The organism is Nocardioides sp. Iso805N (assembly GCF_000364605.1).
Taxonomy (GTDB): Bacteria; Actinomycetota; Actinomycetes; order Propionibacteriales; family Nocardioidaceae; genus Nocardioides.
The window spans coordinates 413,748-438,658 of sequence record NZ_KB822575.1; the positions used below are offsets into that span (position 1 = coordinate 413,748).

Annotated in this window: 19 protein-coding genes and 1 tRNA gene; 5 read left to right on the forward strand and 15 right to left on the reverse strand. The window is 64.8% G+C overall.

The genetic code is table 11. From position 1 onward, the window contains the following. Positions 1–91: 91 nt before the first annotated feature. Positions 92–247, reverse strand: coding sequence for a helix-turn-helix domain-containing protein (locus tag H036_RS26150; RefSeq protein ID WP_157416939.1), 156 nt, complete (start codon positions 245–247; stop codon positions 92–94). Between the two features lie 350 nt (positions 248–597). On the opposite strand from H036_RS26150, the gene H036_RS0102000 reads away from it, so the two are divergent. After that, positions 598–4,590, forward strand: coding sequence for an SIR2 family NAD-dependent protein deacylase (locus H036_RS0102000; protein WP_017933096.1), 3,993 nt, complete (start codon positions 598–600; stop codon positions 4,588–4,590). 287 nt (positions 4,591–4,877) lie between these two features. On the opposite strand, the gene H036_RS0102005 is transcribed toward H036_RS0102000, so the two are convergent. The 11 genes from H036_RS0102005 to H036_RS0102060 all read right to left on the reverse strand — a co-directional run bounded on the left by H036_RS0102005 (position 4,878) and on the right by H036_RS0102060 (position 18,940). After that, positions 4,878–5,498, reverse strand: a complete 621-nt coding sequence (locus H036_RS0102005; protein ID WP_017933097.1) for a hypothetical protein — start codon at positions 5,496–5,498, stop codon at positions 4,878–4,880. 4 nt (positions 5,499–5,502) lie between these two features. Beyond that, positions 5,503–6,183 carry a hypothetical protein gene (locus H036_RS0102010; protein WP_157416940.1) on the reverse strand — a complete coding sequence of 227 codons (681 nt, stop codon included), beginning with the start codon at positions 6,181–6,183 and terminating at the stop codon, positions 5,503–5,505. A 432-nt stretch (positions 6,184–6,615) separates the two neighbouring features. Then, on the reverse strand, positions 6,616–8,310 hold the full coding sequence (locus H036_RS21535) for a DNA primase family protein (protein WP_157416941.1): 1,695 nt from the start codon (positions 8,308–8,310) through the stop codon (positions 6,616–6,618). 277 nt (positions 8,311–8,587) lie between these two features. Then, the gene (locus H036_RS0102020) at positions 8,588–9,286 is read right to left on the reverse strand and encodes a matrixin family metalloprotease (RefSeq protein ID WP_017933100.1); all 699 of its coding nucleotides are present in this window, start codon (positions 9,284–9,286) and stop codon (positions 8,588–8,590) included. Between the two features lie 1,081 nt (positions 9,287–10,367). After that, the gene (locus H036_RS0102030) at positions 10,368–13,520 is read right to left on the reverse strand and encodes a type I restriction endonuclease subunit R (RefSeq protein ID WP_017933102.1); all 3,153 of its coding nucleotides are present in this window, start codon (positions 13,518–13,520) and stop codon (positions 10,368–10,370) included. Then, positions 13,513–13,794, reverse strand: coding sequence for a hypothetical protein (locus tag H036_RS0102035; protein WP_017933103.1), 282 nt, complete (start codon positions 13,792–13,794; stop codon positions 13,513–13,515). The genes H036_RS0102030 and H036_RS0102035 overlap by 8 nt, the downstream gene beginning before the upstream one ends. After that, on the reverse strand, positions 13,787–14,752 hold the full coding sequence (locus H036_RS0102040; RefSeq protein WP_026145713.1) for a GIY-YIG nuclease family protein: 966 nt from the start codon (positions 14,750–14,752) through the stop codon (positions 13,787–13,789). Before H036_RS0102040 ends, H036_RS0102035 begins: the two co-directional genes overlap by 8 nt. Continuing rightward, on the reverse strand, positions 14,752–15,924 hold the full coding sequence (locus tag H036_RS24155) for a restriction endonuclease subunit S (RefSeq protein ID WP_017933105.1): 1,173 nt from the start codon (positions 15,922–15,924) through the stop codon (positions 14,752–14,754). Before H036_RS24155 ends, H036_RS0102040 begins: the two co-directional genes overlap by 1 nt. Before the next feature lie 71 nt (positions 15,925–15,995). Continuing rightward, positions 15,996–17,750 (reverse strand): type I restriction-modification system subunit M, encoded by a 1,755-nt coding sequence (locus tag H036_RS0102050; protein WP_017933106.1) that lies wholly within the window; start codon positions 17,748–17,750, stop codon positions 15,996–15,998. Positions 17,751–18,179: 429 nt separating this feature from the next. After that, on the reverse strand, positions 18,180–18,350 hold the full coding sequence (locus tag H036_RS25210) for a hypothetical protein (RefSeq protein WP_017933107.1): 171 nt from the start codon (positions 18,348–18,350) through the stop codon (positions 18,180–18,182). Positions 18,351–18,619: 269 nt separating this feature from the next. Beyond that, positions 18,620–18,940, reverse strand: coding sequence for a hypothetical protein (locus H036_RS0102060; protein WP_017933108.1), 321 nt, complete (start codon positions 18,938–18,940; stop codon positions 18,620–18,622). A gap of 464 nt (positions 18,941–19,404) precedes the next feature. Here H036_RS0102060 and H036_RS25215 point away from each other — a divergent pair, with 464 nt between their 5' ends. The 3 genes from H036_RS25215 to H036_RS0102070 are packed head-to-tail and all read left to right on the forward strand — an operon-like array spanning position 19,405 to position 21,130. After that, a complete protein-coding gene (locus H036_RS25215; protein WP_017933109.1) occupies positions 19,405–19,572 on the forward strand; it encodes a hypothetical protein in 168 nt (55 codons plus the stop codon). A gap of 2 nt (positions 19,573–19,574) precedes the next feature. Further along, positions 19,575–20,471, forward strand: coding sequence for a hypothetical protein (locus H036_RS25220; RefSeq protein WP_157416942.1), 897 nt, complete (start codon positions 19,575–19,577; stop codon positions 20,469–20,471). After that, a complete protein-coding gene (locus H036_RS0102070) occupies positions 20,468–21,130 on the forward strand; it encodes a hypothetical protein (protein ID WP_017933110.1) in 663 nt (220 codons plus the stop codon). Before H036_RS25220 ends, H036_RS0102070 begins: the two co-directional genes overlap by 4 nt. A gap of 79 nt (positions 21,131–21,209) precedes the next feature. Here H036_RS0102070 and H036_RS0102075 read toward each other — a convergent pair whose 3' ends face one another. The 3 genes from H036_RS0102075 to H036_RS0102085 form a co-directional block, all read right to left on the reverse strand. Then, on the reverse strand, positions 21,210–23,402 hold the full coding sequence (locus H036_RS0102075) for a tyrosine-type recombinase/integrase (protein WP_017933111.1): 2,193 nt from the start codon (positions 23,400–23,402) through the stop codon (positions 21,210–21,212). Next, the gene (locus H036_RS0102080; RefSeq protein ID WP_017933112.1) at positions 23,399–23,806 is read right to left on the reverse strand and encodes a hypothetical protein; all 408 of its coding nucleotides are present in this window, start codon (positions 23,804–23,806) and stop codon (positions 23,399–23,401) included. Before H036_RS0102080 ends, H036_RS0102075 begins: the two co-directional genes overlap by 4 nt. 311 nt (positions 23,807–24,117) lie before the next feature. Further along, positions 24,118–24,198: transfer RNA gene (locus tag H036_RS0102085), tRNA-Tyr, on the reverse strand. Positions 24,199–24,282: 84 nt separating this feature from the next. Between H036_RS0102085 and H036_RS0102090 the strand changes: the two genes are divergently transcribed. Continuing rightward, positions 24,283–24,774: a YajQ family cyclic di-GMP-binding protein gene (locus H036_RS0102090; RefSeq protein WP_017933113.1), complete on the forward strand. Its 492-nt coding sequence runs from the start codon at positions 24,283–24,285 to the stop codon at positions 24,772–24,774. Positions 24,775–24,911 lie beyond the last annotated feature (137 nt).

The following is a 24,911-nucleotide window of genomic DNA, read 5'->3' on the forward strand; positions in this document are numbered from 1 at the left end:
GCGGCTAGGAGTTCCAGTAGGTACGTGACGTCCCCCCGGTAGGCATCCTCCTTCAGGCGCACACGGATCGCCTCGAGACGGTCCGGGATGCTCACTTAAGCACGCCCATGCGGAACCCGAGCGCGACCGCGTGAGAACGGTTGCAGGCGTCCAACTTCGAGTACACATGGTCGAGGTGGGCCTTCACGGTCTGTGGCGACAAATTCAGGATGCCAGCGACGCCCTGGTTCGTGAGTCCTTCAGCCACATTCGCAAGGACAACGACCTCACGGGGCGTGAGCTCTCGACTTCTCATCGCGTTCTTCCTGAGGCCGGCGGTCGGAAAGGGATCCGGCCCTCGTCGCATACAGTCGCCTTCCTGACACCGATCGCACGGAAGTTCGGCGTCCCCGATGCCGGTGCTGCTCGAAAGCTGAACAGTTGCGACGGAACCGACCAGAATTCGAGCGTCGTCGACGATCGGGAATCGGAGTGGCCCGCCGGCCCGTGGCTGCGGGCCGTAGCCTGAGGCCACGGGCCGCGCTCGGCAGGCTGCGATGTGCGCGGTCCGACACAGTTCACGGCACGCTGCGTCCGAGATAACGGCATCATCGGGGTATGACGTCCCTCGGTGATCCTGCCGCGCCAGTTCTCACCGAGCGCGAGGTCTTCGGCCAACTCCGCGTGAACCACCAGAAGGTGGTTCCCGTTGTCGGATCAGGTCTGACCGCTGACGCCGGAGCTCCCGGATTCTCAGCGCTGCTTGCCACCCTCCGGGCGGAGGCGGTGAAGGATGGAGCCGACCTGCTCGAGCAGCCCACCGCCACGGAGGCATTCGATCAGGTCGAGATGCTGGTTCGGGCAACCTCTGAGGAGTGGGTCGCAACACGCGTGGCCAGCATCTACAGCCGGGCGGTAATCACGCCAACGCCGACTCTGATGGCGCTCGCGAAGGTGCGGTCAGGTCTCATCATCACCACGAACTACGACACGGCGATCGAGGAAGCCGCCAACCAGATCGGCCGGCCCTCGGTATCACTAGGCGTCGACCAACTCCGGCAAGCACTCGACGCGCCTACGGACCGACTGCGCGTCCTCCACCTCCATGGCCTCGTATCTGATCCGTCCTCCATCGTCTTGTCCAAGGCGAGCTATTCCCGGGTCCATGGCGACGAGAGAGTGTCCCTGCTGTTGCGCGACATTGGGCTGCGCTATCAGCTGGTGTTTCTCGGGCACAGCCTGGCTTCTGAGGAGAGCCACATCCGGCGAGACCTTGCTTGGGTCCGCGCTCTCGATCCCCCCACCGACAACGGTGCGCACATCCTGATTGCCGACAAGGCGGACCCGGCCGCGGAGGAGACCGCTCTCTACGGCGCCGAGATCGAGAATTCCACCGGGGTCCGTGTGAGCCTTCATGCAGATCCGGCAAGGACGTATCAAGCGACCCGTCGGGCAGCAGCCGTCATCGCAGGCCCAGCCGTGCCTCACCAGGCTGCGGCAGAGGCGCTCCCTCCCACCCGCATCGACCAGCACTACGTGCCGGTTGCGGTCGGCGACTACCAAACCGTTCGCACGCCCGGCGGCCACGGCTCTCACATGTACGAGACGTGGCGCCACGGACCGACCTACTGCGAAGACCTTGACTCCCGGGTAGACCGGTTGGCCCTGGTTGGGCCTGGCGGAACCGGCAAGACCGAGGAACTCATCCGGATCGGCCTTCGGTCCTCCCTGCCCGCCCTTCTCCAGCCCGTTGCTGGCTGGGTTCCCGCACTCGACCATGCCGATCCAAGCCGCCAATTCGTGACGGCCATGAGCACTGCACGCGGGGTGAGCCAGGGTGGCGGCCAGACCCCCCAGCTCACCGGCGAACTCCTGGATACCGGGGCGTTCGTCTTTCTCCTCGACGGGCTGGACGAGATCCCCACGGCCCTTGGACGCCGCGCGGCTGTGTCACTCATCAACCAAGTGGCTGACCTCTACCCGCAGCACCGATACGTCGTCAGCAGCCGCCCCTTGGCCGAGCTAGATGACCTCGTCGGTTTCGAACAGCACGTGTTGATGCCCGACGGAGAGTGGCTCGAGCGCTACTGCAGCGCGCGGGGTCTTGCTCCTGTGGACCTGCAGGACAAACTGCCCGTCGCTGTTCGAATGAGCGATGTCCTACAGATCCCGGTCTATGCCGCTGCTGCGGTCAACCGCGTGATCGCGGGCGACGAGCTGCCCGCCACCCCGCTCCGCCTGATCTGCAGTCTCGCCGATGAGCGAACAGACACTGACAATCTCGCCCCGTCCCAGCCAGGGGACACGCGGGTTTGGCTTGACCGTGTCGCGGTCTTGATGGAGGCGGCGGAGACTTCCGAAGTCCCGACCAGCGCCCTGGTGGAAGGCGGCCTTCATACCGGCTTGAGCTCGATCAAGTCCGTGCCAGAATTCATCGAGCACCTGATCACACGCGCCCTGCTCAACGAGGACGGCACCTCGGTGCGGTTCCCAGCCAACGTGCTGGGTGAAGCACGCGCTGGCCGCGCGATCCTGGATGCCGGTGAACTCGGACTTGCGCTCCTTCAAGAGCACGCGTTGGTCGCACTAGCCGACGAAGCCACCGGCGGCGCCTCAGTGCCGGCTGTGCGGCTGTCGTGGGTGAACACGCTCGAGAGACTGCTCGAGGACGCACCGCAGCAGTGGCGCGACGCAGTCGCTGCTTACGACCCGCTTCTTGCTGCGGGAGCGACACCGGCCTCGAGCAGCGTGGAAGAACGCGAGGCAGCGATCTGGACGATCTGGAACACGTACGATGCGCGGCTGGTGTGGATGTCGCACGGCTCCGATGAGCACGGTCAGGGCGATCTGAACCGTCTACACCGGCTCCTGTCGGTATCGACCCCACCGGGATTCATGGCGGCCGTTGAGGAGGCCCTGGGAGGCAGCGAGTCGACGGGGCGTGGCAACGCGTTGATGGTGCTGCCGACCATCGCGAAGGACCTCGACTCGATCGTGGTGTTGGACCAGGTTCGAGAACGGCTCACCGATGAGGACTCCGTCGTACGACGGCTTGCCGCGGTCGCGGCGAAAGAGCTGGATCTCGTCGTGCTGTCCACCGAGATGGCGGCACAGGCGAACATCGACGAGGACAAGATGGCCGCCGAGACACTCCTGACCTTCGCGATGGATCTGGTCAGTCATGAGGTCGCGATCGAGATGGCGATGACGAGTTCGACACGGCCTCGTGAAGCTGGCATCCGACATCTTCGCGGTCACGCCACCCGGGCGGCGCTGCTTGAAGCAGTCACCCGGTATGACTTCAGTCTTGCGCTGCTGGAGGCGGCGGTCGAACCCTTCGGCCGTGGAAGACATGAGGCTTGGGATAGCGCCGAAGTGAGCCAGCTGGCCACGATCGTCGTCCTACATACCGAAGAGGCTGCGTGGAAGCACGAGATCAATGACGTGTTGAGGCAGTACCCCCAAGCCGCTGCACGCGGGATCGCCAGCCACAGCCTCACCGACGACGCGGCTTTCTGGGTCCGGCGCTGGGTGAGCAGCCTCTCGGACCAGGCCCTGACGGAGGTCGAGGGCACGCTCGCGTCATTGGGAGGGGATCCTGCCGCCGTACCGGACACGATCGCCACGATGGCCGAGGCAACCGCAACCCAGCGTTCGATACGCGCACAGCCGACTGACAAGGAGGCTGGCGCCACGACGACGGAGACCCTGCCCACCTCAACGTCGGCGACAGCGCAGCCGGTAGATCCCGAGCTCGTGAACGAGGCGTTCGCGAATGGCGGAGTCGCGGCCGCTTTCGACCCAAAGACCAGGACCGTCCCCACCAAGGTCGTCCGCCTCCTTGAGGCAGGAGCCGCGCAGGAGATCTCCCTCGGCGTGGCCGAACTCGATCAGCTCTTCGCGTTCTTGCTGAACTGGCGAGATCACCGGCTGGAGCAGTGGTTCGCGGCGCAGTGCAGCAACCATCCCGATGGTTCGGAACGCAGAACCGAAGATCTCATCGGTGATCAACTCATCCGTGCCGCCGAGCTACTTCCTTCTCCGTGGGCGCCCGGTCTCAGCGCTCGCGTGCTGGAGGCCGCTTCCGCGTCTAAGGATGCGGCAGTCTCGCTCGAGCGCACCGCCCACCTCGTCGCCGAGAGGGACTCGGGTCAAGCACTACGTGAGTGGGCAGCCACCCACCCCGACGACTCGCGGCTCGACGAAGCACTCGTGCGACTGGGCGACGCCGAGGCAGAGGCACGACTTCTGCGTGGCCTCACACCACGGGTCGGCGACGTCGTGGCCCACCGAAATGAGCACCAGTGGATCTCTGACCTGCGGCAGCCAGGCAGTGCGCCCCTGATCGTCAGCTTGATCCGCTCAGCGTTGGTGGCTGGGAAGCCTTCCTACGATCTGAACGCGCTCTACGACGCGCTAACAACATGCGCGGGCCTCAAAACGGTCACCTACTGGGATGCGCTGATCGCCGACCCCGAGATACCCGGAGCCGCGTTCCTCCACCATCAGCGACGCCGCGCGATCGACGTACTCGTCCAGAAGACGAAGGCCCCCGAGCCCGAGAGCACCGCCCTGCAAAGCGCCATCAGGGACCTGGTGCCGAGACCGTAGTTGGTATTGCGCTGTCGAGGTTCAGGCCAAAAGACGCTCCCCGTCTGCACGCGACCGCCACAGGGGATAGACAGGACGAATCCGGAGGCACCTACCCAACACGGGTCCGCCCGCGGGAGGCGTAGACCATCGCAGGGAAGAGAGATGGCGCCCGGCTCCGCGTACAGGAGAGCGTTGTCACGGCACGTCCCCAAGCTCTCCTTCTCCGATAGGTCCGGCGACCCCGGATGCGCTCTCCGGGACCTTAGTGGAGCGAACTGGGATCGAGCCGGGTGGGTCACCCGGCGTTAGGACTCAGGTGCCGTTGGTCCAGATGCCGGGGGGACGTCGGGGGCGTGGAGGCCGTCGGTGAAGGCCGAGATGGCGAGGTCGATGAGAAGTATGCGGCCGTTGGTCACCTCGTCCAGGTCGAGGTCGGGGTACTCATCGAACGTCCCGTATCCGGCCTCGACCTCGGTCCAGAAGCGGGACAACGACTTGAGCGTCTTGAGGGCTTCAACGAACAACTCGTAGTTGGGCTCGAGGTTCGGGTCGACCAGGTACTTCGCGAGTTCGTGCGTGAGTTCGTGTCGGTGGGCGTAGATGTCGTCGAGCCGCGCGGCTTGGTCGGCATCGAGAGCGTGCATGGTTTGGAGCCAGAGAAGCGATGCGGTGAAACGGTTCTGATGGAGGCCGATGACTTCGCGTCGGTACTCGTGCTCACCTCGTTCAGAGATCCACGTGTCTTCACCAGCGATATCGAGATGTCCGAAGAACGACTTCACGTCGTCGAGGACCATCGACTTGAGCATCTCGTGAGTGAGTTGGAAGAGGCCGGCGAACGCAAGGGTCGAGCGGACCTGGGCCGGCTCTAGCTTGGCGCGCAGTCGCTCCTCGTAGCCTTTCGGTTCGGTCGCGTAATCGGTCATCTGGTCACATCCAAGCTCGCGCCAAGCCGGCGCGCTCGCCCTCCCACTTGGGGGGCAGCGCCTTCGTCATGTCCTCGATGTCGGACTGATTGTCGAGGTGGCTCGGAGCGATCGCGAGGAGGGCGCCCACGAACTCGGCGTAGCTCATGCCGGAGTCAGCGAGCTTGGGCAGGTAGTAGGCCGACGCGCGGCGCCCCACCTCCTTGTGGGACCAGCCGTTGTAGAGCTGGCTGACGAAGAGATCGAGCATCTTGCGCTGTTCGTCGGTTCGGGTGTCTTGGGTGACCTCATTGGTCGAGAGATCGACGGCACCGACGACCATGGCCCACCCTCGAAGCGGCAAGGTCGGCGTCTCAGTCACGGCGATGGCGTGGTCACGTGCGGTGTGCATAGCGGTGGCCAGCAGCTTGATGTCGGCGTGGGCGAGGTAGGTGGCACCGGGGCCGGCCGGGGAGCGATAGGTGGCGACCGAGGCGCCGGCCTGTGCGAGCAGGCCTTCAACGCCACCAGATTCGCCCACCTGGCGCGCATGTGATGCGGCTTGTACGACCAGTGCACTGCCGTCAGCTCGGGATCGGGCGGCCAGCCAAGCGCCGGCGACCTTGTCGCGACGCAGCAGCCACTCCCGGTCGCCGTCGCCCCAGGGGGCCCATGCCGCTGCCGTGAGATTTGGTTCCGTACTCATGGGTCCTCCGCTCGTGGCCGTTGTTCGATCGCCGCACGGCGAAGGTAGCGGCCAGGTCCGACAGTCCGGCCGCGCGCCGCTGCTTGTAGACCGCCGTACAACGTCTTCCTCTTGGTGCGTTCGCCGGCAGGCACGAGATCAGTGCCGGACTTCCGGCCACGGGACCGGTGGCTCCCCGTGAACCGATGAACCCATCGAGACCACGGATCGGGTTCTCTGGTCTTGTGCCGGCACGTCATTTCTCTCTCTTCTCTGAACTTGGACAGTGATGGGTTCTATGGGTTCTTCTCCTGGTCAGCGGTCAGATCGATGGGTTCGGAAGGGTTCCCCGATGGGTTCTGGACGGGGCCCTCTCCAGTGCTGCAACGACGATGCCCCGCCTCCGGGGTGGAGGCGGGGCATCGCGGTCGGGTTGCCGAGAAGCAGTGGGTGTCAGAAGGGGCTCTGCCCGGTCGGGGTGTTGGGCTTCAAGCCGATGCCGAAGTAGTAGGCCCGGCGCTCGGGGCCGTGCTTCCCTTTATCCAGGCCGCGTTCGGTGAGCTTCGTTCCGAACGCCTTCTGTGACTCGACCTTCTCCCCCGCGTTGGTCGCCCAGGTGGAGTACGCGGCGTAAAGGTGATTCGCGCTGATCTTGAGGGGTGCCTCGGACAGGGTCTCCTCCTCAAGGAACCGGCCTAGGGTGTCTTGCTCCGTCTTGTACTCGCGTGTCGCGTCCCGGACCGCCGAAGCCGTGCCCAGTCCGTGCGCCTGCCACTCCAGGGCGCCTTCGATGACCCACTGGAGGATGCCGGGCAGCTCGGCGAGGAGCTTGTTCTTCAGGTCGAGGTCCTTCTCCTCGTCGCTGAACTTGCGGTTGAACGGAATGAGTCTGAGGCGGCGCCAGATGCCGTCGTCGCTGCCCGTGATACGAGGCTTGTGGTTGGTTGCAAGCCAGATTTTTGCTTCTGGGACGAATTCGAAGAACTCGGCGTGGAGGTAGCGTGCGGTGACGGTGTCGCCGCCGGTCAGTGACTTGACCTGGGCCTCGGCGAGCCGGCGTTCCTCGGCGGTCTCGACAGCTGCAGCGAAGCGTGCCCCCCGTAGGCGTGCTACGTCGTTGTTGGGACCCGAGTCGGACCCTCGCTTCTCCAAGAGTGTCGAGGCCGGCATCTGCTGGGAGAAGTCGCCGAAGATGAGGCGCAGAATCTCCAGGAAGGTGGACTTACCGTTGCTGCCGCCGCCCGTCAGGACGAACATGACCTGCTCGCGGGTCGACGCGGTGGCCGAGTAGCCGACCGCACGCTTCACGTAGTCCTTCAGGCCCTCATTGCCCTCAAAGATGTCGTCGAGGAACTTCAACCAGGCCGGGCAGGCGGCGCCGGGGGCGAACTCGACGGTGGTCATCTTCGTGCACAGGTTGGTTGGGTCGTGAGGCAGGAGCCGGCCGGTGCGCAGGTCGATAGTGCCGTTGCCGCAGGTGAAGTACGCGTCGTTGGCGTCCAACTGGTCGGGTGATATGGCCACGGCAGGCTCACTCGAGGCGAGCCTAACCATGGCGCTGATGCGGGCGTCGGCCTCCGACCTCTGCGCCCACTTGGCGTGCCCCGCATCGCCGGGCACCTCCCGGGCGATGCTTCGGACGGTCTGCTTGGCGTAGTAGGTGATGAGGTTGTTGTCATCGCCCACCCATCGGCGGCCGTCCCAGATGAGCCACTTGCGCCAGCTGCCGACGTAGCTGACGACGGCGCCGTACTGGTCCACGAGGCGCTCGCAGTTTCCGAGGTCGGTGTGCGGACGGACGAGAGGCACCGAGGTGGCCGGCGGCGCCATTGCGAGCACGGCGAAGGGGTCGTCGACGGGTTCTTCGATGTACGCAGGGGCGTCGGCGTCGGCAGGGTTCCAACCGTGCCAGAGGTCGATGATCAAGGGGGCCTCCTTGGGGCTTCTGTCGTCGACGTTCCGACCGGCGGCCGGGTGGTAGGTCGTTCGACGACCCCGCGGAAGGTGATTCCCGAGACGGGATGCGCAAGGAGGTCTCGCCTTGACGGTGCGCCGGGTTGTCCATACCGGCGTCAGGACATGGGAGGGCCCCCGCCGGCTACCACCCCGGCGGGGGCCCCAACAGGGCAAGGAGGACCTGTTGTTCACTTGATCCTTCGACGTGATCCAGAAGGCCGATCCACCAAGGGGGATCTATGGATCACTGTGCCGACGAACTGCCGGGCAACCACCATCTCTTCGAGCAGCGAAGCCGAATCTGGGCTCCGGGGTAGTGAGGTGCAGCGCCTCGACTTCCTCTTCTTGTTGGGCGTATTGGAGCACAGCGGTTCGGATCTGCGTTGATGCGCAGAGCCGCAGGTCACGCGCCGAATTTTCGCGTTGCGACCTTGTCCGCAAGGCAATCGGGCTAAGCGCCCGACTTGACTCAGAGCGGGCAACGTGCGCCGCGGTCGTCGGCGGGGCCGAGCTCCCGCAGGCCGAGAAGGTCACCGGCCGTCAGACCGGTACGTCGCAGCACCTGCGGGAACATGATGGATCGGCGATCCCCAACGTGATCCAGGCCGATGAGGTGGCCGAGTTCGTGCTCGAACAGTCGCACCCGGGAGGGCCGGCCGTCGGTGCCGTCGCCGTACACGTCGTTCTGTTCCGCGTTGATCAGCATCTCGCCAGTGACGTACCGATCATGTCCGTCAGATTCTGTGATCCAGCTGGTGGTCGTCTCAGCGGAACTGCCCTCATCTGACAACAGGTGGTCGCGACGCTGAACGAAGGCGACCAGAACATCCGGCCATTGCCCGGCACTCTGGATGTCGCCGTAGTCAGCCGACGGCTGCGTGCTCGTGTCACCGACGAGACGAACCGTTAGCCTAGTCGCGCGGCGGATCACCTTCGTGACCTCATTGAGTTCGTGGCGTGCCCCCGCAGGCGCGTTCGAGAGGTTGAAGAGCAGTTGGATTTGGCCGCAGGGGTCCCACCGAACCGCACGCCCCTCCCCGTCACGCACCGCAAAGTGGAAGACAAGACTCGGGTGGGCCGGTGGAGTTCGCGAGATCGCGCCGTCGGGCGTCGGGGTGGGCGCCAGCAGGGAGACCGTCAGGAGGGCAGCGGCGATGCGGAGGATCATGCCGGCACCGTGCTGGGCCTGCCTGTTGAGCCAGTCAACACGGCACAGGCCGGTCTCGGACTCGGCTGAGTCGAGGAGGCTCCCTGGAGCTCTGTAGTCCGTCCGCTTCCAGGTCTCTCGATGAGCGCCTACGAACGGCAGGAGTGCAGCGGTGAGTCTCCGGCCGTTGGAGAGCGTCGGAGGTCCCAAAGGAAAGCAGCCTATAAGACATTGATCAACGACCGCGCCCCTAACGGTCTGTGACATGAGCCAACAAGCCAAGAAGCCGGTCCACTGGATCGAGACGCCGTTCTCCTACGTCGCCGTGATCCTCGAATGTTCGTGGTTCGGCACATGCGAGTGGTGCGCAGCGACGTCCGAGCAACCCGAGTCGTGCGCCATCATCTCGTCAGCAGGGGCGCTTCGATGATCCGCCCGACACCGGTCGGCGGAACGTGCGCATACTGCGCCCACGAGATCGACGTCCACGTGATGCACCTCGTCATAGAGAAACCACTTCCCGCCGGATACGTCACATGCCCCCAGCCCGCCTGTATGTGCTGGGCCACCTGGGGCATCAACCCTCATCGCCGCAAAGAGGTCGCTGACATGCTCCGGGACGCGGTCCTCGCGAAACTCGACGCAGACGGATATCCCATACCCGAGTCCGTTCGATAGCCCGAAGCCCCCCGCACCGGATCTGGCGCGGGGGACTTCCAATGTGCAACCGCCGAAACGCGTGAGCAGCCGCCAGACAGCCGCCTGGCTGTGATGTCCGGGCAAGTTGTTGAGCCTGCCCGGACGTAGCGGATCCTGCCTCAGAGCTCCCGGATTGAGCGCGAGGTCACATGTCGAACCGGTCTGCGTTCATGATCTTGACCCAGGCGGCAACGAAGTCATTGACGAACTTGTCCTGAAGTCCTGAAGTACCGGCCCCGGTCGCTTCTTGCCCGAGAGCACGAATGAAAGACGGCGGCAGACCCGGTCGCCGTCTACACACTGACGGTGGGCGGGTCGGACCGGAGCGTGGCTGACTCAATGCCTAGCTGGCACGCCTCAATGGCCGTGCAGACTGCCGACGAGCTTCACTCCTGGTCCTCAGTCACGCATCAAGAACCTGGTGGTCGCCATTGTCTGTCGCTGCCTCATAGAAGGCATCCGCGAGGGCCAGAATGATCGATGCGATGGCGGGGCCGTCGGTGAAGAAGTAGTCGGCCATGGTGTTGTGAGCGCTCTGGTTGTCCGCCACGGCCTCGATCACAGCGGCCTGGAAGTCCTGCGACTCCAAGAACTGCTTCTTGCTGTTGGCCTTGGTCTGCTTCACCAGGTCCGGGTCGAGCAGCAAGCGCTGCACCAGGCCCGTGACGAACTCGCGGACCTGAGACTCGGCGAAGGTCTCGGCTCCGAAGAGGTCGTTCATCTTCTCGATCACGACCTGCAGCGCGACGTACTTCGGCTCCTTGCGTGCACCGGTGCCGGCGGCGGTGATGCCTTTGAGCTCCCCGTCCCCCACCAGCGCGATATCGACGGCTACGGCCTTGGTGTGCCGCACCCCGACCAGCACAACGTCAGACAGGTCGACCTCGGCGGACCAGGAGGATTCCGCGATTACCTTCTCCAGGAGCCGCAGGAAGATCGAGAGCATCTCCATGTACGGGTCGCCGTAGTCGACGATCTGGGACATGAAGTCGTAGAGCCGGACGTAGGTGGAGACGTCCTTGCGGAACAGTTCCAGCGTGTTGAGGGTGACCTTGTCGTCGGCCTCGATCGCGGCCGCATACCGGCGGGCGAACTCGTGCTGGACCGGGCTGATCGCCGCCGAGAGGGCATTGTTGCCCTTGCGAAGCGTCCACAGCTCGGCGACCTGCCGCACTTGGTCGGGGGTGTAGATCCCAGCCTGGGCGAGCTTGTTCATCAGGTGCGAGACCACGTACGGGTCGGTCTCGGTCTCCAGGGTGGCGTTCTTGAAGTAGGGCTCGAAGGCGGCCTTGATGTCATCGGGTTTGTTCTGGAAGTCGATAACGAAGGTCTTGCGCTTGATCTCACCGCCCGCCGTGCGGTGGGTCCGGTTCAGGCGCGACAGCGTCTGGACGGCGGTGACCCCGGAGAGCTTCTTGTCGACGTACATCGCACACAGCAGCGGCTGATCGAAGCCGGTCTGGAACTTGTTGGCCACCAGCATCACCTTGTAGGTGTCGCCCTTGAACGCGGCCGCGAGATCCGCGCCGGCGCCAGGGTTCATGTTGGCCTCGGTGAACTCGTCGTCCCTGGCCGGTGCGGGGCCCCAGTCCTCGCCCCAGGTCTCGTCCTCGTCCATCGTCACGCCGCCGGAGAATGCGACCAGGGTGCGGTAGGTGTAGGTCGGGTCCTCGGCCTGGCGCTTGGCGAGGTAGGCGTCGATCGCCTTCTTGTACTTCACCGCGGCCTTGCGCGAGTCGGTCACGACCATGGCCTTGGCCTTGCCCTCCAACAGGTGGGCAACGTTGGCGTGGAAGTGCTCGACGATGATCTGGACCTTCTGGCTGATGTTGGTCGGGTGCAGGCGCACCCACCGCATCAGGCCCTTGCGGGCAGCTGACTCGTCGACCTCATCGGATTCGGAGGTGGCGTTGCCGGCGATCTTCAGCGCGGTGTCGTAGGTCTGGTAGCCCTTCAGCACGTCGAGGATGTAGCCCTCCTCGATCGCCTGCTTCATCGAGTACAGGTGGAACTCGACCGGTGTGCCATCGGGGCCCTTGCGGCCGAACAGCTCCAGCGTCTTGTTCTTCGGAGTCGCGGTGAACGCGAGGTAGGAGATGTTCTTCGACTCCGCGCGCTCGGTCATCTCCGCGGCCAAGATCGCCTCGACATCGATCCCGCCGCCGTCCTCAGCGTCCTTGATCTCCTCCGCGGTCAGGACGGCCTTGAGCTTCGAGGCGACCTGTCCCGACTGCGAGGAGTGCGCCTCATCGGCGATGACGGCGAACTTCTTGCCCGCCAGCGCGGAGTCCTGGCGGATCTCGTTCAATGCGTGCGGGAACGTCTGCACCGTCACCGCAATGATCAGCTCGCCATTCTTCAACGCAGTCGCCAGCAGGCTCGACTTCGACTTCGCGCCGGCCTTGCGGACGTCCTCGGGACCGATCGTGGCCACGATCTTCCCAGTGCCGTCGATCTGACGGATCGCGTCCTGCAGCTGCCCATCGAGCACCGTGCGGTCAACAACCACGATGACCGAATCGAAGACCTTCTGATCGTTCACGTGCAGCCGCGCGAGACGGTGCGCGGTCCACGCGATCGTGTTCGTCTTCCCCGACCCGGCCGAGTGCTCGATCAGATACCTCTGACCCACTCCCTCCTCGCGGATGGCGTTCTCAATCTCGGTGACGGCCTCCCACTGGTGGAACCGCGGGAACAACATCGACGTACGGCGCACCGAGGTCCCGGACGCGACGTCCCACTCCTCGCGGGACTGGACGATCATCAGCCGGCCAATGATGTTCAGCCAAGCGTCGCGCTGCCAGACCCGCTCCCATAGGTAAGCGGTCGCCGAGCGTCCATCGGAGCCGGGCGCGTTGCCCGCTCCCCCATCGTTGCCGATGTTGAACGGCAGGAAGTGGGTCTTCTCTCCCTCCAGCTTGGTCGTCATCGCGGCCAGCTCGTTCGAGACCGCGAAGTGCACCAACGCACGGTGTCCGAACGATAACAACGGCTCCACTCGGCCGTTGGTCAGCGGGTTGCGATCACGCTTGTACTGGTTCGTCGCCTCGTCGAGTGACTGGGTGAAGTCGGTCTTCAGCTCCACAGTGGCGACCGGAAGGCCGTTGATGAAGAACACCAGGTCGATCGAGCGTTGGTCCGCGGTGGAGAAGTGCACCTGCCGGATCACGCGCATCCGCATCGACGCGTACTCCGCGCTCGTGGTCGCGTTCAGCGACGTCTCGGGGCGGAAGGTGGCCATCTTCAGTCGGCCGCCGCCGATGTATTGCACCCCGTTCCGCAGGATGTTCAATGTCCCGCCGCCATGCTCCAACGGCTTGTCCAGCGCCGCAGTCAGCACATCGAGGAACTTGCCCTCGCTGCCGGCCGCCTTCAGACCCTTCGCGTAGGCCTCCGGCTGGGTCGCATCGAGCCAGGCGAACAGATCAGCCGGGAACAGCGCCCGTTCCCGGTCGTAGATCCCGCCGTCGCGGTCGTTGCGCGAGTACAGCCAGCCCTTCGACTCGAGGTACTCGCAGATCTCGGTCTCGAACACGACCTCGTTGTGATCAGCCACGGCGGTTCTTTCCAAGAGTCGGGAGACCACCCGAGACCGTCTTGATGCTGAGGTCGACGACACGGACGTCTTCGAAGCAGACATCGCAGACCTCGTGGTGGTAGTCGTCGACAACTGGAGCGAACAGGACCGGCCCTAAGACCTCTCGTCCGCGAGGGATGAAAGAGCACAGGGGGTCCGCGTGCCAGTGAGTCCTCACGAGATCGATGTCGCCCAAACCGTATGGGTTGTCGACGCGTCCGCCGGACCGGTAGAAGTACGCCTTCTCAGTCATCAGCCGTCTCCCTTACGCCCGCCTCGACGAGGCTCTGCTCCTGCCAGCGGCCGTACGACATGCCGCTCTCGGTCCTCCACTCCAGACGACCGTTCGCATTCCGACCGAGGACGACAGCGGCAGCAGCGCTCGGCGAGGCGAATACGTAGTCCCGGGAGAAGATTCGTGCCCCGCTCTCCACGTCGACGAGCAGGACCTTGTCCGTCACGAGTTGGCGGTAGAGCTTCTCGTAGTTGTGTTCGACGGACGCGACCCAATCGCGCCGAGCAAGTGAGCCGGCGCGCACCGTGAACTCACCATCGACCTCCTGCGCGGTGGCGGTGACGCCGTCCCTCTTGTGGCTCAAAGAGAACGTCGGTGTCTCCGTCTCCAAGAACAGTGAGGATCCGTACTTGACGCGACGCACCTCAAGACCCGGATCCGGTGCAACGCGGGTGGACCGCAACAGGTTCACTCCCAGGACAGGCAGGACGATGCGCAACTGATCGATGAACGCGTCCATGTCGGAGGCGTCAGCCTCGGGGAGAGTCGACTGCGGCGGGGTGTTTCCGTTCAGCAGCCGAGCTCGACCTGCCTCGACCGAGAGCGCTACGAAGCGGGACTCGAGAAACTTCGCGTGGGCCTTGGTGACGTTGAGGTCTTTGCTCGTCATCACGACCGCACGGTCCCAGAAGTCCTTACCCCGCTGATCCTCCGGCCGCGCGTGCTGTAGCAGTCGGCTAGCAACGTCATCGCTCTCCCCGATGTACGCGAGCGTGTTCCCCGGGCTCTCAGGGTCGTCACCGAGAAGTACGTAGATACCGGTGCGCCGCGCGACCTCGGGTCGCTTCACCAACGCCGCGAGATCCGAACGCGGACCAGCAACAACCTGGCCCGACCAGTTCATGATCTCCGCAGTGATCAAGCCACCCGGCGTGCCATCGGCCAAGAACAGACGAACAGACTTACCCAGCCCCATCACGCCACCTCGTCCCGCACGTCGATCTGCCCCGTCACCGCAGCCGTGATCAGCGCTGCACGGCGCTCCCTCGAAAGCTCGATGAACCGCTCGGCCTCAACGATCAAGGCGTCCACCTTGGCCGTCTCCGCGTCCAAGAAGCGAACGATCCTCCGCTGCTCGTCAAGTGGCGGGCGCAGAAACGGAGCTCCCCCAAGCTCTTCGCGATTCACCTTCGGCATCTTCACCCGCAGTGACGCGAGGGTCGCGAAGGTGTGAAATGGCTTCGCCAGCATGAAGTAGACGACGAAACGGTGATCGTCGCCGTGTGTGCTCGACATCGCGTACATGTCCGCGCTCGTAAGACAGTCCTCAGGCGCCACGGCAACCTTGTTGAGAGCTGGTCGAATCTTCGAGTAGAGAACCTGCCCAGCGGCGGCAACGTACTTCCCGCTGTCGGCAGCCTGCTCCCGGGCACTCTGGCGACCGATGATTCGGCCGGTACCCGGCTCAATGTGGTTCGGTGCGACGAGCACCATGTCGGACCACGGCTCGGTTCTGGGGTCAACCTGCCCGCCGTTGATCTCCATCTCTCTGCTGAGCCGGCTAACAGTCCAATGCGCGGGAACGTGCCCAAGATAGATGTTGCCGCTGTCAACGAGCGGCGCATCATCAACTCCGGTCGTGGCCACTTGCGTGATCAGGGCCGAGCGCCGCTCGCGGAGCATCTCGATCAGGAGTTGCTGCTCGTCGATGAGGGTGTCGATGCGGGCGGTTTCGCGGTCGAGGTAGTCGGCGATGGCGCGCTGCTCAGCAAGCGGCGGAACCGGGACCGAGATCGTTCGAAGCTGTTCCCAATACAGACGCCACTGCGACGGGCGAATGCCAGTCGAACGTATGCCGTACTCATCGATCAGCGGCGCCGAACGCAGCAGCAGGTGCGCGAACCGTGGATCGAGTTCATCGGAAGTCGGAGCGAGAACTTCGTAGTCAGGGCTGACGAGCCCGTCATACCCAGAGACGCCGAGCGAGCCCTGCCAGGCCTTCATGCGGTTCACGACCACGTCGCCAGCGCGGACCGCCTGATACGACTTGGCCCCTTCCGGAGTCCGGTTGAAGTTGTCGGTACGCGAGTCCTTCGGAATCACCCCGTAGTCGCGGTACACGCTGAGAACCTCGAGCTCCGGCTCCATCGGGCGAGATTGAGGGGCGAAGAGCGTCGCAAGTCGCCGAGATGGCCATGTTGCTCGCCACCAGGTCTCGCTCACTGCTCGACCTCGCGGAGGAGGTCGAGGATCTTGGCGACCTGCTTCTCCAGGTCGGCGTCGATCTCGGCAAGAGGGCGGGGCGGGACGTACTTGTAGAAGTGGCGGGTGAAGGGGATCTCGTAGCCGGTCTTGAGCTTCGACCAGTCGATCCACGCATCACCGACGTGGGGCTTCACCTCGGCGTCGAAGTATGTCTGGATGACCTCGAGCTTCCCGCCGGCGCCAGCGGTCGAGCCTCCGTAGGTGAAGGGCACGTTCTCGGTGTCGCGCTTCTTCGCATCGGCCTTGGGCTTGCCCTTGCGATCCACGACCGGGTTGCCGTCCTCGTCCAGGAGCGGGCGTTCGACTGTGATTGTCCAGTAGCCAAACTCGTCGTTGCGCAGCACCTTGGAGAAGTCGCCGTCCGCGTCGCCGTACTCGCTGTAAAGCTTCACCACATCGGCACGGTTCTCGTCGGAGATCTCGCGGCCCTTGGAGCCGAGGTTCTTGCGCATCTTGGTCCAGAACGACGTCCCGTCGATCAACTGCACCGTGCCCCGGCGCTCAGCGTGCTTGGTGTTGTCGAGGATCCAGATGTAGGTCGCGATGCCGGTGTTGAAGAACATGTTGGTCGGCAGCGCGACGATCGCCTCGACCAGGTCGTTCTCCAGCAGGTACTTACGAATGTTCGACGGCCCGGACTCGGCGGCGCCGTTGAACAGCGGCGAGCCGTTCATGACGATCCCGACCCGACCGCCACCGTCCTCAGGGGCACGCATCTTGTGCGCCAGGTGCAGCAGGAACAGCATCTGCCCATCCGAAGTCGCCGGCAGGCCGGGGGCGAAGCGGCCATACGGGCCTGCAGAGTCACGCTCGGTGGTGATGGCCTTGGCGTACTGCTTCCAATCCACGCCATAAGGCGGGTTGGACATGCAGAAGTCGAACTTGCGGCCAGTGAAGGCGTCGTCGGTCAGCGTGTTGCCGAAGGCAATGTTCGTGGCGTCATGTCCCTTGGCAAGCAGATCTGACTTGCAGATCGCGTACGACTGCGGGTTGTACTCCTGGCCGTACAGCGTGAGCTTGGCGTTGGGGTTCTGCTCGAGCAGGTGCTCCTCGGCCAAGGCGAGCATGCCGCCGGTGCCTGCAGTCGGGTCATACAGACTGCGGACGATGTCTCCTGTGAGGTCGACGTCCTTCTCTGCGAAGAGCAGATCGACGAGGAGCCTGATCGCGTCACGCGGTGTGTAGTGATCACCCGAGGTCTCGTTCGCCGCCTCGTTGAACTTGCGGATGATGTACTCGAACGCGTCACCCATGTCGGCATTCGACACCGCTTGGGGGTGGAGGTCGACGGCACCGAAGGCCTTGATGACCTCGCGCAGGAGGCCCGCCTTCTCGAGGGCGAAAATCTCCTTCTTGAAGTCGAAGTACTCGAAGACGTCGACATCGGGGCTGAACCGGTCGAGGTAGTCCGTGAGGTTGTCCGCCAGGCCGTCCGCGTCAGCGAGGAGATTGGCGAACGAGTAGTTCGAGGTGTTGTAGAACGGCCGGCCGGTGGCCTTCTTGACCTCGACCCTGAGCCGAACCGGGTTGTCGTACTGCTTCGCGAGCTCACGGACCGCGTCGCGGTCCGGCTCGAGGATGCAGTCGAGGCGGCGCAGGATCGTCAGAGGCAGGATCACGTTGCCGTACTGGTTGGGCCGGTACGGACCTCGAAGCTGGTCGGCGATCGACCAGATGAAGCTACCGAGATTGCTGCCCTGCTGACTCACTGCTGCGTTTCCTGCCGACGACCGGGGATGACCTGTTCGCGCCATCCTGCCGTAGCCGGACTGCCGTGTCCTCGGCTTGGTCCTCCGTGGGGCTTCCTCCGCGCACTTTGATGTGCAATCCCTGTTGCGTCCGACCGCACGTGAGCGCCCCGGTCGCACTCACCGTGTTCAGGAACGGCCGCAAGTCCGGCGCAGCTCCGCGAGAACAGAGGCAGCCCGGGCGTGGTCGCGACTCACCGGCAGCGGGTTGAGCAGGCAAGGAGCGATGCCCGGCCCACCACCCCCTGACCCGCTCGATCGATGACTCCGGCGCACAAGTAATCGCGCCACTAAACGGATATCCCGCTCCCGACTCAGCTCGGCAAAACACCAAGACCCCCGCACGTGTGCGGGGTCTTCGGGTTTCAGGAGGCTGCTGCGAGCTGATCACTAGCCGCCCGGGGCTGTTCGCTGGTCAGGTGCCAGCAGCGACACCTGTGGCAAAAGGTAGGCGCGCTTCTCGGTCTTGGGCCGAGTGGTTGAGTCACGGTGTTGGATGCGAGCGAGGACGATCAGGGCGTCGACGCGGGTGGCGTAGCGGTGCTTGCGGCAGGCGGGCATGGGATCTCCTCTTCGGCGTCTTTGACATGAGGCACCGTGCAGGCAGGCGATGGGAACCCAACCCCGCTCCGCACGAAGAAGAGCCAGCGTGCCGCTTTGCTTACCGTCGTCGTCCACCTACGCGAACCATCCGGTCGGCGACCTCACACGATCACCTGCTCCGGGTCGTTCAGCTCGACGATGTCCCAGCGCACGACCTTGCCGTACGGGCTCTCATCGACCTCGTCGCCGACCTCGCCATAGTTGTCGATCGCCCAATCGTTCGCCGCCTAGCGGTCCTCGAACGGTCCGACGGCCAAAGCGGGCCGACCGTCCTCTCCGTACGTGTACAGCATCGCAGCGCGCTTGTCGGTCGAGGACTTAGACGTGCATGGCTGCTTAACGACCTGCCCGCAGCCAGTGACGTGCTCGAGCACACCCCCATAGAGGAGTACCTCGATCTCGCCGGCAACCGCCGCCCGGGAGACCCCAAGCCAGGCGGCGATTTCGTCTGGCGGCTGGATCGGCGTACCCCGCTCTGCCTCCATGACGAAGTTGCGCAAATACGCGGCCGCCCGGACACAGTCACGCTGGAACTTGGTGGTGCTCATTGGCTCTTCTCCTGACGCGGCCCAGGCCTTCTGGCTGCCGCATCATGGATCGGTCCCGGCCTCCGAGGGGAGCGCAATCCCCAGAAAGGAGAGCAGGTGAAACGGAGAACCACACATGGCCGCCTCACTGCCGCTAGCGCGCCGGGCACCTACGCTGTAGTCGTGGACCTAGACCGCACGATCACCTCGCTGTACCGGATAAATGCTGTCGCAACCGGCTGCCCCGAATCACGCTCGTCGCGCGAACCTGGGACACGTCTCACAGCATCGATTGAGACTGTCGACAACGACCGCGCAGCCGCGCTTCTCGCCGTCGGCGTGCTCCGCTGACGCGGCGCTAGCGCGACACGGTAGGCCTGCCGCCGCGATCGGTCCCCGGTCAGATCTGGCTGTAGACCGTCCGATGCGGACCCAGCATGCGGCGATTCGCCGCGGGCGTCACGGTCTGGCTCTAACCTGGATAGATGACCGCAGATGACACGACCATGTCGCTGTACCGCCTCAACGCCGTTGCCGTCGCCGCGCCAGGTGGCGGCCCGTCCGATTGGCCCGGCACCGTGATGACTCACGCGGTCGAGACCGTCGACAACGACCGGGCATCTGCCATGCTTCCCATCGGGGTCATCCGCTGAGCATGCCGCTCATCGTCGGTGACCCGCGTGATCCGCATGTTGCAGCCGTCGCTCAGCTGCTGACAACGGCGCCGGTCATCATTGACGCTGCGACGTGGGCGACCGCGCCAGTCACCCTTGACACGAATGGGCTGAGAGTCGCGGGCACCAAGGCGCTGCCCGGCCGCGGGTGGATTCGGCGTCTGGCACCAGCTGGTTGGAACGTACCGCTCCCGCGCGAAGACGCTGCGGCCTCGGCGGAGCGTTCCGCCGCTCTGTCCGGACTAGCGGCAGTCGTGCGTCTAACCGAGATCGAGTGGCTGAGCCCGGTAGAGGCGCTGGGTGCAGCGGAGAACAAGCCTCACCAGTACCGCCTGCTGCATCAGGTTGGTATCGCCATCCCCGGGTGGGTGGTGACCACCGATCCGGCCGCCGCACCCGTTGATAATGGATGGGTAGCCAAGCCCCTCGGCTCGGGAACCTTCGGCGACGCGGCAGGAATCGGATACGTCGTACCCACCACAGCATTCGATCCGGGCCAAAGTGCAGCTCTCGCGGGGGCGCCGTTCCTGCTGCAGCAACGTGTGATCGCCGCCGCCCATGCACGAATCGTCACCGTCGGCTCTTCGGCCTTCTCAGGGACGCTGCCGGCCACTGGCTTGCCGCTCGACTGGCGCATGGATGCCGCCGCACATCACAGCTTCACCGACCAACCCGCGCCGGATGAAGTCTGCGAACTAGCGGTCATGGCGGCCTCCACCCTCGGCGTCGGATACAGCTCCCAGGACTGGATCTGTGACACCGATGGCGGATGGTGGTTCATTGATCTCAACCCAGCCGGCCAATGGTTGTTCCTCCCAACTGGACCAGCCACCGGCGTCACGGCAGCCGTCGCGGCCTTCCTCAACGAGGGCCGATGAGCCGGCGCCGCGAGATCAGAGACGAGCTGTGGCTCTTCCTCGGATACGCGCTCGTAGTCTTCCGGCCCGGGACCCTGCCGCCCACGCACCCCGATCCAGGTGTACCGCCGATTGCGCCCCCGCCTTCTTGGACCGACGACGACGTCCGCGTCTATCTCGAGGAAGCGCGTCGGGACCTTGACCAGCAGCGGGCGGACAAGAGCGACGTGCGAGCGCGGGCGCAACTGGTGTTCACCACGACGCTCGTCCTCGGCACCGGGATCGCTGCGGCCTACCGCCACAGCGACCCAACGCTGGTTGCCAAGGTCATCTACGCCGTTTCCGGGCTTCTGACGTTGCTGGCCGGGCTTGCAGCAGCTGGCGCGATCACGGCGAAATCGCTGGTTGGAGCGCCGAATGTCGCCGGTCTGCCGAACACGGCAGCAGGGAAGGTGGCGCGACGGATCGCCGAAGAGTACGCAGCAACGCGATACTTTGGTGCAGCGACTGTCGCAGTACTGGTCACGGTCCTACGAGACTGCGTCCTCGCCTTGGTCGTCGCTTTCGCCGCGTTTGTGATCGCCTACAGCCTTCCCGACGCTGGCACTGACAAAGCACCAGACCATCACCCGATCACCCCCCAGCGCGATGCGGCACCGACGCCCCGCGGATCGGCCTAGCAGGCCCAGTCCCAACGGAGTACGCGCAGGCGATCGCGGTACAGCCATCTGGCCGCACCCGTCTGTCGCCACCGGCCCGCTACCAGCGACGCTTCCGACGCCCTCCCATCGCGCGGTACCGATCAAGACTGACTTTGGTGATCGACTGGACGCCGCCGTGGAAGCGGATGTCCTCGACCAGAATCCCGTGCTTGACCAGCGTCTTGATCGCAGGAACACTCACGCCTAGCTGAGTCGCGACCACCGGCATACGGATGGCTCGCTCCTCAAGCTCACGCTGTTCGAAGAAGTACCTGCGAGTGTGCTCGATGACGTGCTCAGGCACGCGGTCATCCCGACCCGGGCCGGCGTCGTACTCAAGCGCTGGGTGACGCTTGATGTACTGGCGAACCTTGTCGTACGGCAACTCAAGAACTTCCGCCAGCGCACGAATCGCTGAGCCATCACCCAGGCGCTCGCCCAGGGCGAGGACATCGACGAGCTTCACCAAGTGGCGCTCGCCCCTGTTGCCGATCCGGGTCGAGGCAAGCCGGCCGGCGGCAATCTCGGCGCGGATCTGGCTGCCCGTGACACCGAGGATCGCTGCCGCGTCTTCCACGCTAATCAAGCCTTCATCGGTGGCTTCGCCGCCAGCGAGCCAGCCAGCATCCATGAGCGCGGCGTCGATCCGAGCGGCATCGAGCGCGAGCGCACGTTGCGAACCAGTCGTGCAGGAGGCGCCAGTGGGGACCACCAAGTTGCCCCCGAGCTCTTCGGCGACGGCCTTGGCGGTCGCATCAGCAACCCGTTGCTGTCCCTTGAGCGCGGGATCTGCGATCAGGTAGTGGAGGTGAAAGATCTCACCGCCCGCGCGATGGCCGAGGCTGGCGCGGATGTCCTCGACCTGGGCCGCGTCCGCTTGCAGAGCGGTACTGAAGCTCTTGCGTAGGTGGTGCGGGGTGGGGGTCACAGTGACCAGATGGGCATACTCCGCACTGCGGCGCGTGCCGTCCATGACTACGTCGAGGCCCTCGGCCGCAGCCGCCAACATGAGCGCTCGCCGAAACGCACTCTGACCTCCGGCGTTCGTGCGATTGAGCCCTGGGATGAGCCGATTCTTGGTCTGGATCTGGCCATCTGAACTGGTGTGAAAGATCTCGATGACGAGCCGCAGAAGCACGATGAGCGGATCAGGAATGACAAGCACGCGGCACTTACGGCCCTTGGTCTCATCGATGTGGTCGGAGACCTCGATGGTTCCGCCCGCGGCACGCCGCCTGAACTTCGTTCCGCCCTGCGACTGAACGATCAGCAGGTTGGGCTTGCCCGGCCCACCCTCGATGATGTCTTCGACTAGCAGGCCGTAGGCCTCGGAGATCCGGAGGCCGACGGTCATGAGGAGCCAGAACACGACCTGGTGGACGACGTGGAGCCGAGCAGCGATTCGGGCAGCTTCCTTGAGTGTGATGGCGCGCTTTAACTTGCCGGATTGGGGGGACTCATCCTTGGGCAGCTTGATGTCGCAGAGCCCGTCTTGGACTGCGACCCCCTTGCGCTTGGCGTACTTGACCACCTGGGTGAACACCCACCGCACCGTGCCAAGGGTGCTGTGGCTGTACCGATCCTGAGCAGCATCGCGACGCGCGACCATGCTGGCGGCCACACGGAAGACATCCCCGGCTCGGTATACGTAAGCGTTGCCACGGCTGCCGGCCCGCACGAGCCCGCCTTCAGCGCCTGCACGCTTGAGGGCAGCGCGCGACACGTCGTAGCCGCAACTTGTCACAAGCGAGTGGGCCTCCTTGGCGGTGAGCAGTTCGTCGGCGCCGATGCCAGCAGGCACGCTGGCGGTCGCCGCGACCGGCTCGGCCCTGAGCAGCGTGCGGTACATGTCGCGGACATTGTCATCGGTGACCGACTCCAGTGACAGACCCCGGGAGCTCAGGTGATTCTCGATCACGTCGGCGTAGTGGGTGATCTGATCCTGCCGGTCGACGTTGCCGTGGTGGTCCTCTTCGTAGCGTTCGCGGATCCATCGCTCCGCGTAGGTCTTGAACCGGCTCGTGCCACGCCGAGTGTGGTTAGCGCCGACCGGGCTCTTGAAGCGCCCCGCATCGGGGACGAGCTGGCCGGCCTCGATCGCGGCGACCGCGGCAGCGAGCCATCGCTGAGCGGCAGCTTTGGTCTCGAAAGTGCCAGACGCTCGTCGGCTCGAGCCGCGGACGGTCGGAACGCTGGCGGTCCAGGTGCCGGAGGGGTTGAGCTTCAGTGAGCCGGTCAGTGGCTTGCTCATGCTGCCACCGCCGTCCGCGCCAGGACCGACTCGAGGATCTTGACCATGCCGCGACGCTCTTCGGCGAGCGCGGTGGCCGTGTTCAGGGCATCCTCGAGCTCGATGATCCGGGCCTTGAGCTCAGCAACCTGCTTCGTCTCACGGGCGGCCTCCAGCGTCGAGGCGACTTCGGCGACTTCCTCGGGCCTGAGGTCGCCTGCCGCCACCAGGTCCTTGACTGGGATGTGCCAGGCCCGGCGGCCCTTCTGCTCCTGCCACGCGTTCGCGTAGTGGCCCGCCGAGCGCCGGTCCTTGATCGTGTCAGGGTGCAGACCCGTGGCGAAGGCAGCTTCTTTGATCGTGAGGTTTTCGTTGGACGTGTAGGCCGGCGCGTGCTGCGCCGACTGCTTCTTGGTATCTGGCATGCGGATCGACCGTGAGGCGACCGAAGTTGGGCGCAATCGATCACGCAAGAAAGTTCTCGCGCCCCAGGTCGCCCTAGGTGGCCGTGGGCCCAAGCCAGCGAAAGGCGCCGCATTGGGCACGAGATCCGACTTGGAGACACCAGGTGCGACCTGGGGTAGCGGCCCCTGATTGTCGAGATTCGCCTCGACAATCGCCGGCGCGGTGGAGGGAAGCGCGCCTCTGACGGCCCGCTTCTGGGCGGAAAGCCCGCAAAATGCACTAGACCCCCACCGTCGGTGGGGGTCTAGCACCTGGATGATGGTCCAACCAGTGGCAGGTGAAGGATTCGAACCTTCGAAGCTTTCGCGACGGATTTACAGTCCGCTCCCATTGGCCGCTCGGGCAACCTGCCATGTCACGCCCCCGGCTAGGCGGGAACAGCAACGGTTCGGAAGAATAGCCCAGTCAGCGCCCCCAAGAGAAAACGGAGCAGCCCATGGCGGACTCAACGTTCGACATCGTGAGCAAGTTCGACCGCCAGGAGGTCGACAACGCGCTCGGCCAGACCGCCCGTGAGGTGGCCACCCGGTTCGACTTCAAGGGCACCAACGCCAGCATCGAGTGGAAGGGTGAGAGCGCGATCGAGATCACCGCATCCGCCGATGACCGCGCCAGCGCCGTACTCGATGTCTTCAAGGGCAAGCTGGTCAAGCGGGACGTGTCGCTGAAGGTGCTCGACGCCTCCGAGCCCCGTCAGTCCGGCCAGCAGTCGAAGATCGACATCGCGCTCAAGGAGGGCATCTCCACCGAGAACGCCAAGAAGATCGCCAAGCTGATCCGTGACGAGGGCCCCAAGGCCGTCAAGGCCCAGATCCAGGGCGACGAGCTGCGGGTCTCCTCCAAGTCCCGCGACGACCTGCAGGCGGTCATCTCGCTGGTCAAGGGCCAGGACTACGACTTCGCGGTGCAGTTCCAGAACTACCGCTGAGCGGACAACGTCTGTGCAGGTCAGGCCGCGTAAGCGCTGTCCGGTCCGCATCCAGTCCGCAAGAATCTAGGAGCAGCACGGGGCATCGCCCCGTGCTGCGCCCGTTCACAACGCGGCCGCCGTCGATGTCGACGTTC

What these genes read in the sequence shown, in the direction of transcription:
- H036_RS0102000 (WP_017933096.1), top strand. Translation starts at nt 598, where the DNA reads ATGACGTCCCTCGGTGATCCTGCCGCGCCAGTTCTCACCGAGCGCGAG.
- H036_RS0102005 (WP_017933097.1), bottom strand. Translation starts at nt 5,498, where the DNA reads ATGACCGATTACGCGACCGAACCGAAAGGCTACGAGGAGCGACTGCGC.
- H036_RS0102010 (WP_157416940.1), bottom strand. Translation starts at nt 6,183, where the DNA reads ATGAGTACGGAACCAAATCTCACGGCAGCGGCATGGGCCCCCTGGGGC.
- H036_RS0102020 (WP_017933100.1), bottom strand. Translation starts at nt 9,286, where the DNA reads ATGATCCTCCGCATCGCCGCTGCCCTCCTGACGGTCTCCCTGCTGGCG.
- H036_RS0102035 (WP_017933103.1), bottom strand. Translation starts at nt 13,794, where the DNA reads ATGACTGAGAAGGCGTACTTCTACCGGTCCGGCGGACGCGTCGACAAC.
- H036_RS0102040 (WP_026145713.1), bottom strand. Translation starts at nt 14,752, where the DNA reads ATGGGGCTGGGTAAGTCTGTTCGTCTGTTCTTGGCCGATGGCACGCCG.
- H036_RS24155 (WP_017933105.1), bottom strand. Translation starts at nt 15,924, where the DNA reads ATGGAGCCGGAGCTCGAGGTTCTCAGCGTGTACCGCGACTACGGGGTG.
- H036_RS25210 (WP_017933107.1), bottom strand. Translation starts at nt 18,350, where the DNA reads ATGCCCGCCTGCCGCAAGCACCGCTACGCCACCCGCGTCGACGCCCTG.
- H036_RS0102060 (WP_017933108.1), bottom strand. Translation starts at nt 18,940, where the DNA reads ATGAGCACCACCAAGTTCCAGCGTGACTGTGTCCGGGCGGCCGCGTAT.
- H036_RS25215 (WP_017933109.1), top strand. Translation starts at nt 19,405, where the DNA reads ATGACCGCAGATGACACGACCATGTCGCTGTACCGCCTCAACGCCGTT.
- H036_RS25220 (WP_157416942.1), top strand. Translation starts at nt 19,575, where the DNA reads ATGCCGCTCATCGTCGGTGACCCGCGTGATCCGCATGTTGCAGCCGTC.
- H036_RS0102070 (WP_017933110.1), top strand. Translation starts at nt 20,468, where the DNA reads ATGAGCCGGCGCCGCGAGATCAGAGACGAGCTGTGGCTCTTCCTCGGA.
- H036_RS0102075 (WP_017933111.1), bottom strand. Translation starts at nt 23,402, where the DNA reads ATGAGCAAGCCACTGACCGGCTCACTGAAGCTCAACCCCTCCGGCACC.
- H036_RS0102080 (WP_017933112.1), bottom strand. Translation starts at nt 23,806, where the DNA reads ATGCCAGATACCAAGAAGCAGTCGGCGCAGCACGCGCCGGCCTACACG.
- H036_RS0102090 (WP_017933113.1), top strand. Translation starts at nt 24,283, where the DNA reads ATGGCGGACTCAACGTTCGACATCGTGAGCAAGTTCGACCGCCAGGAG.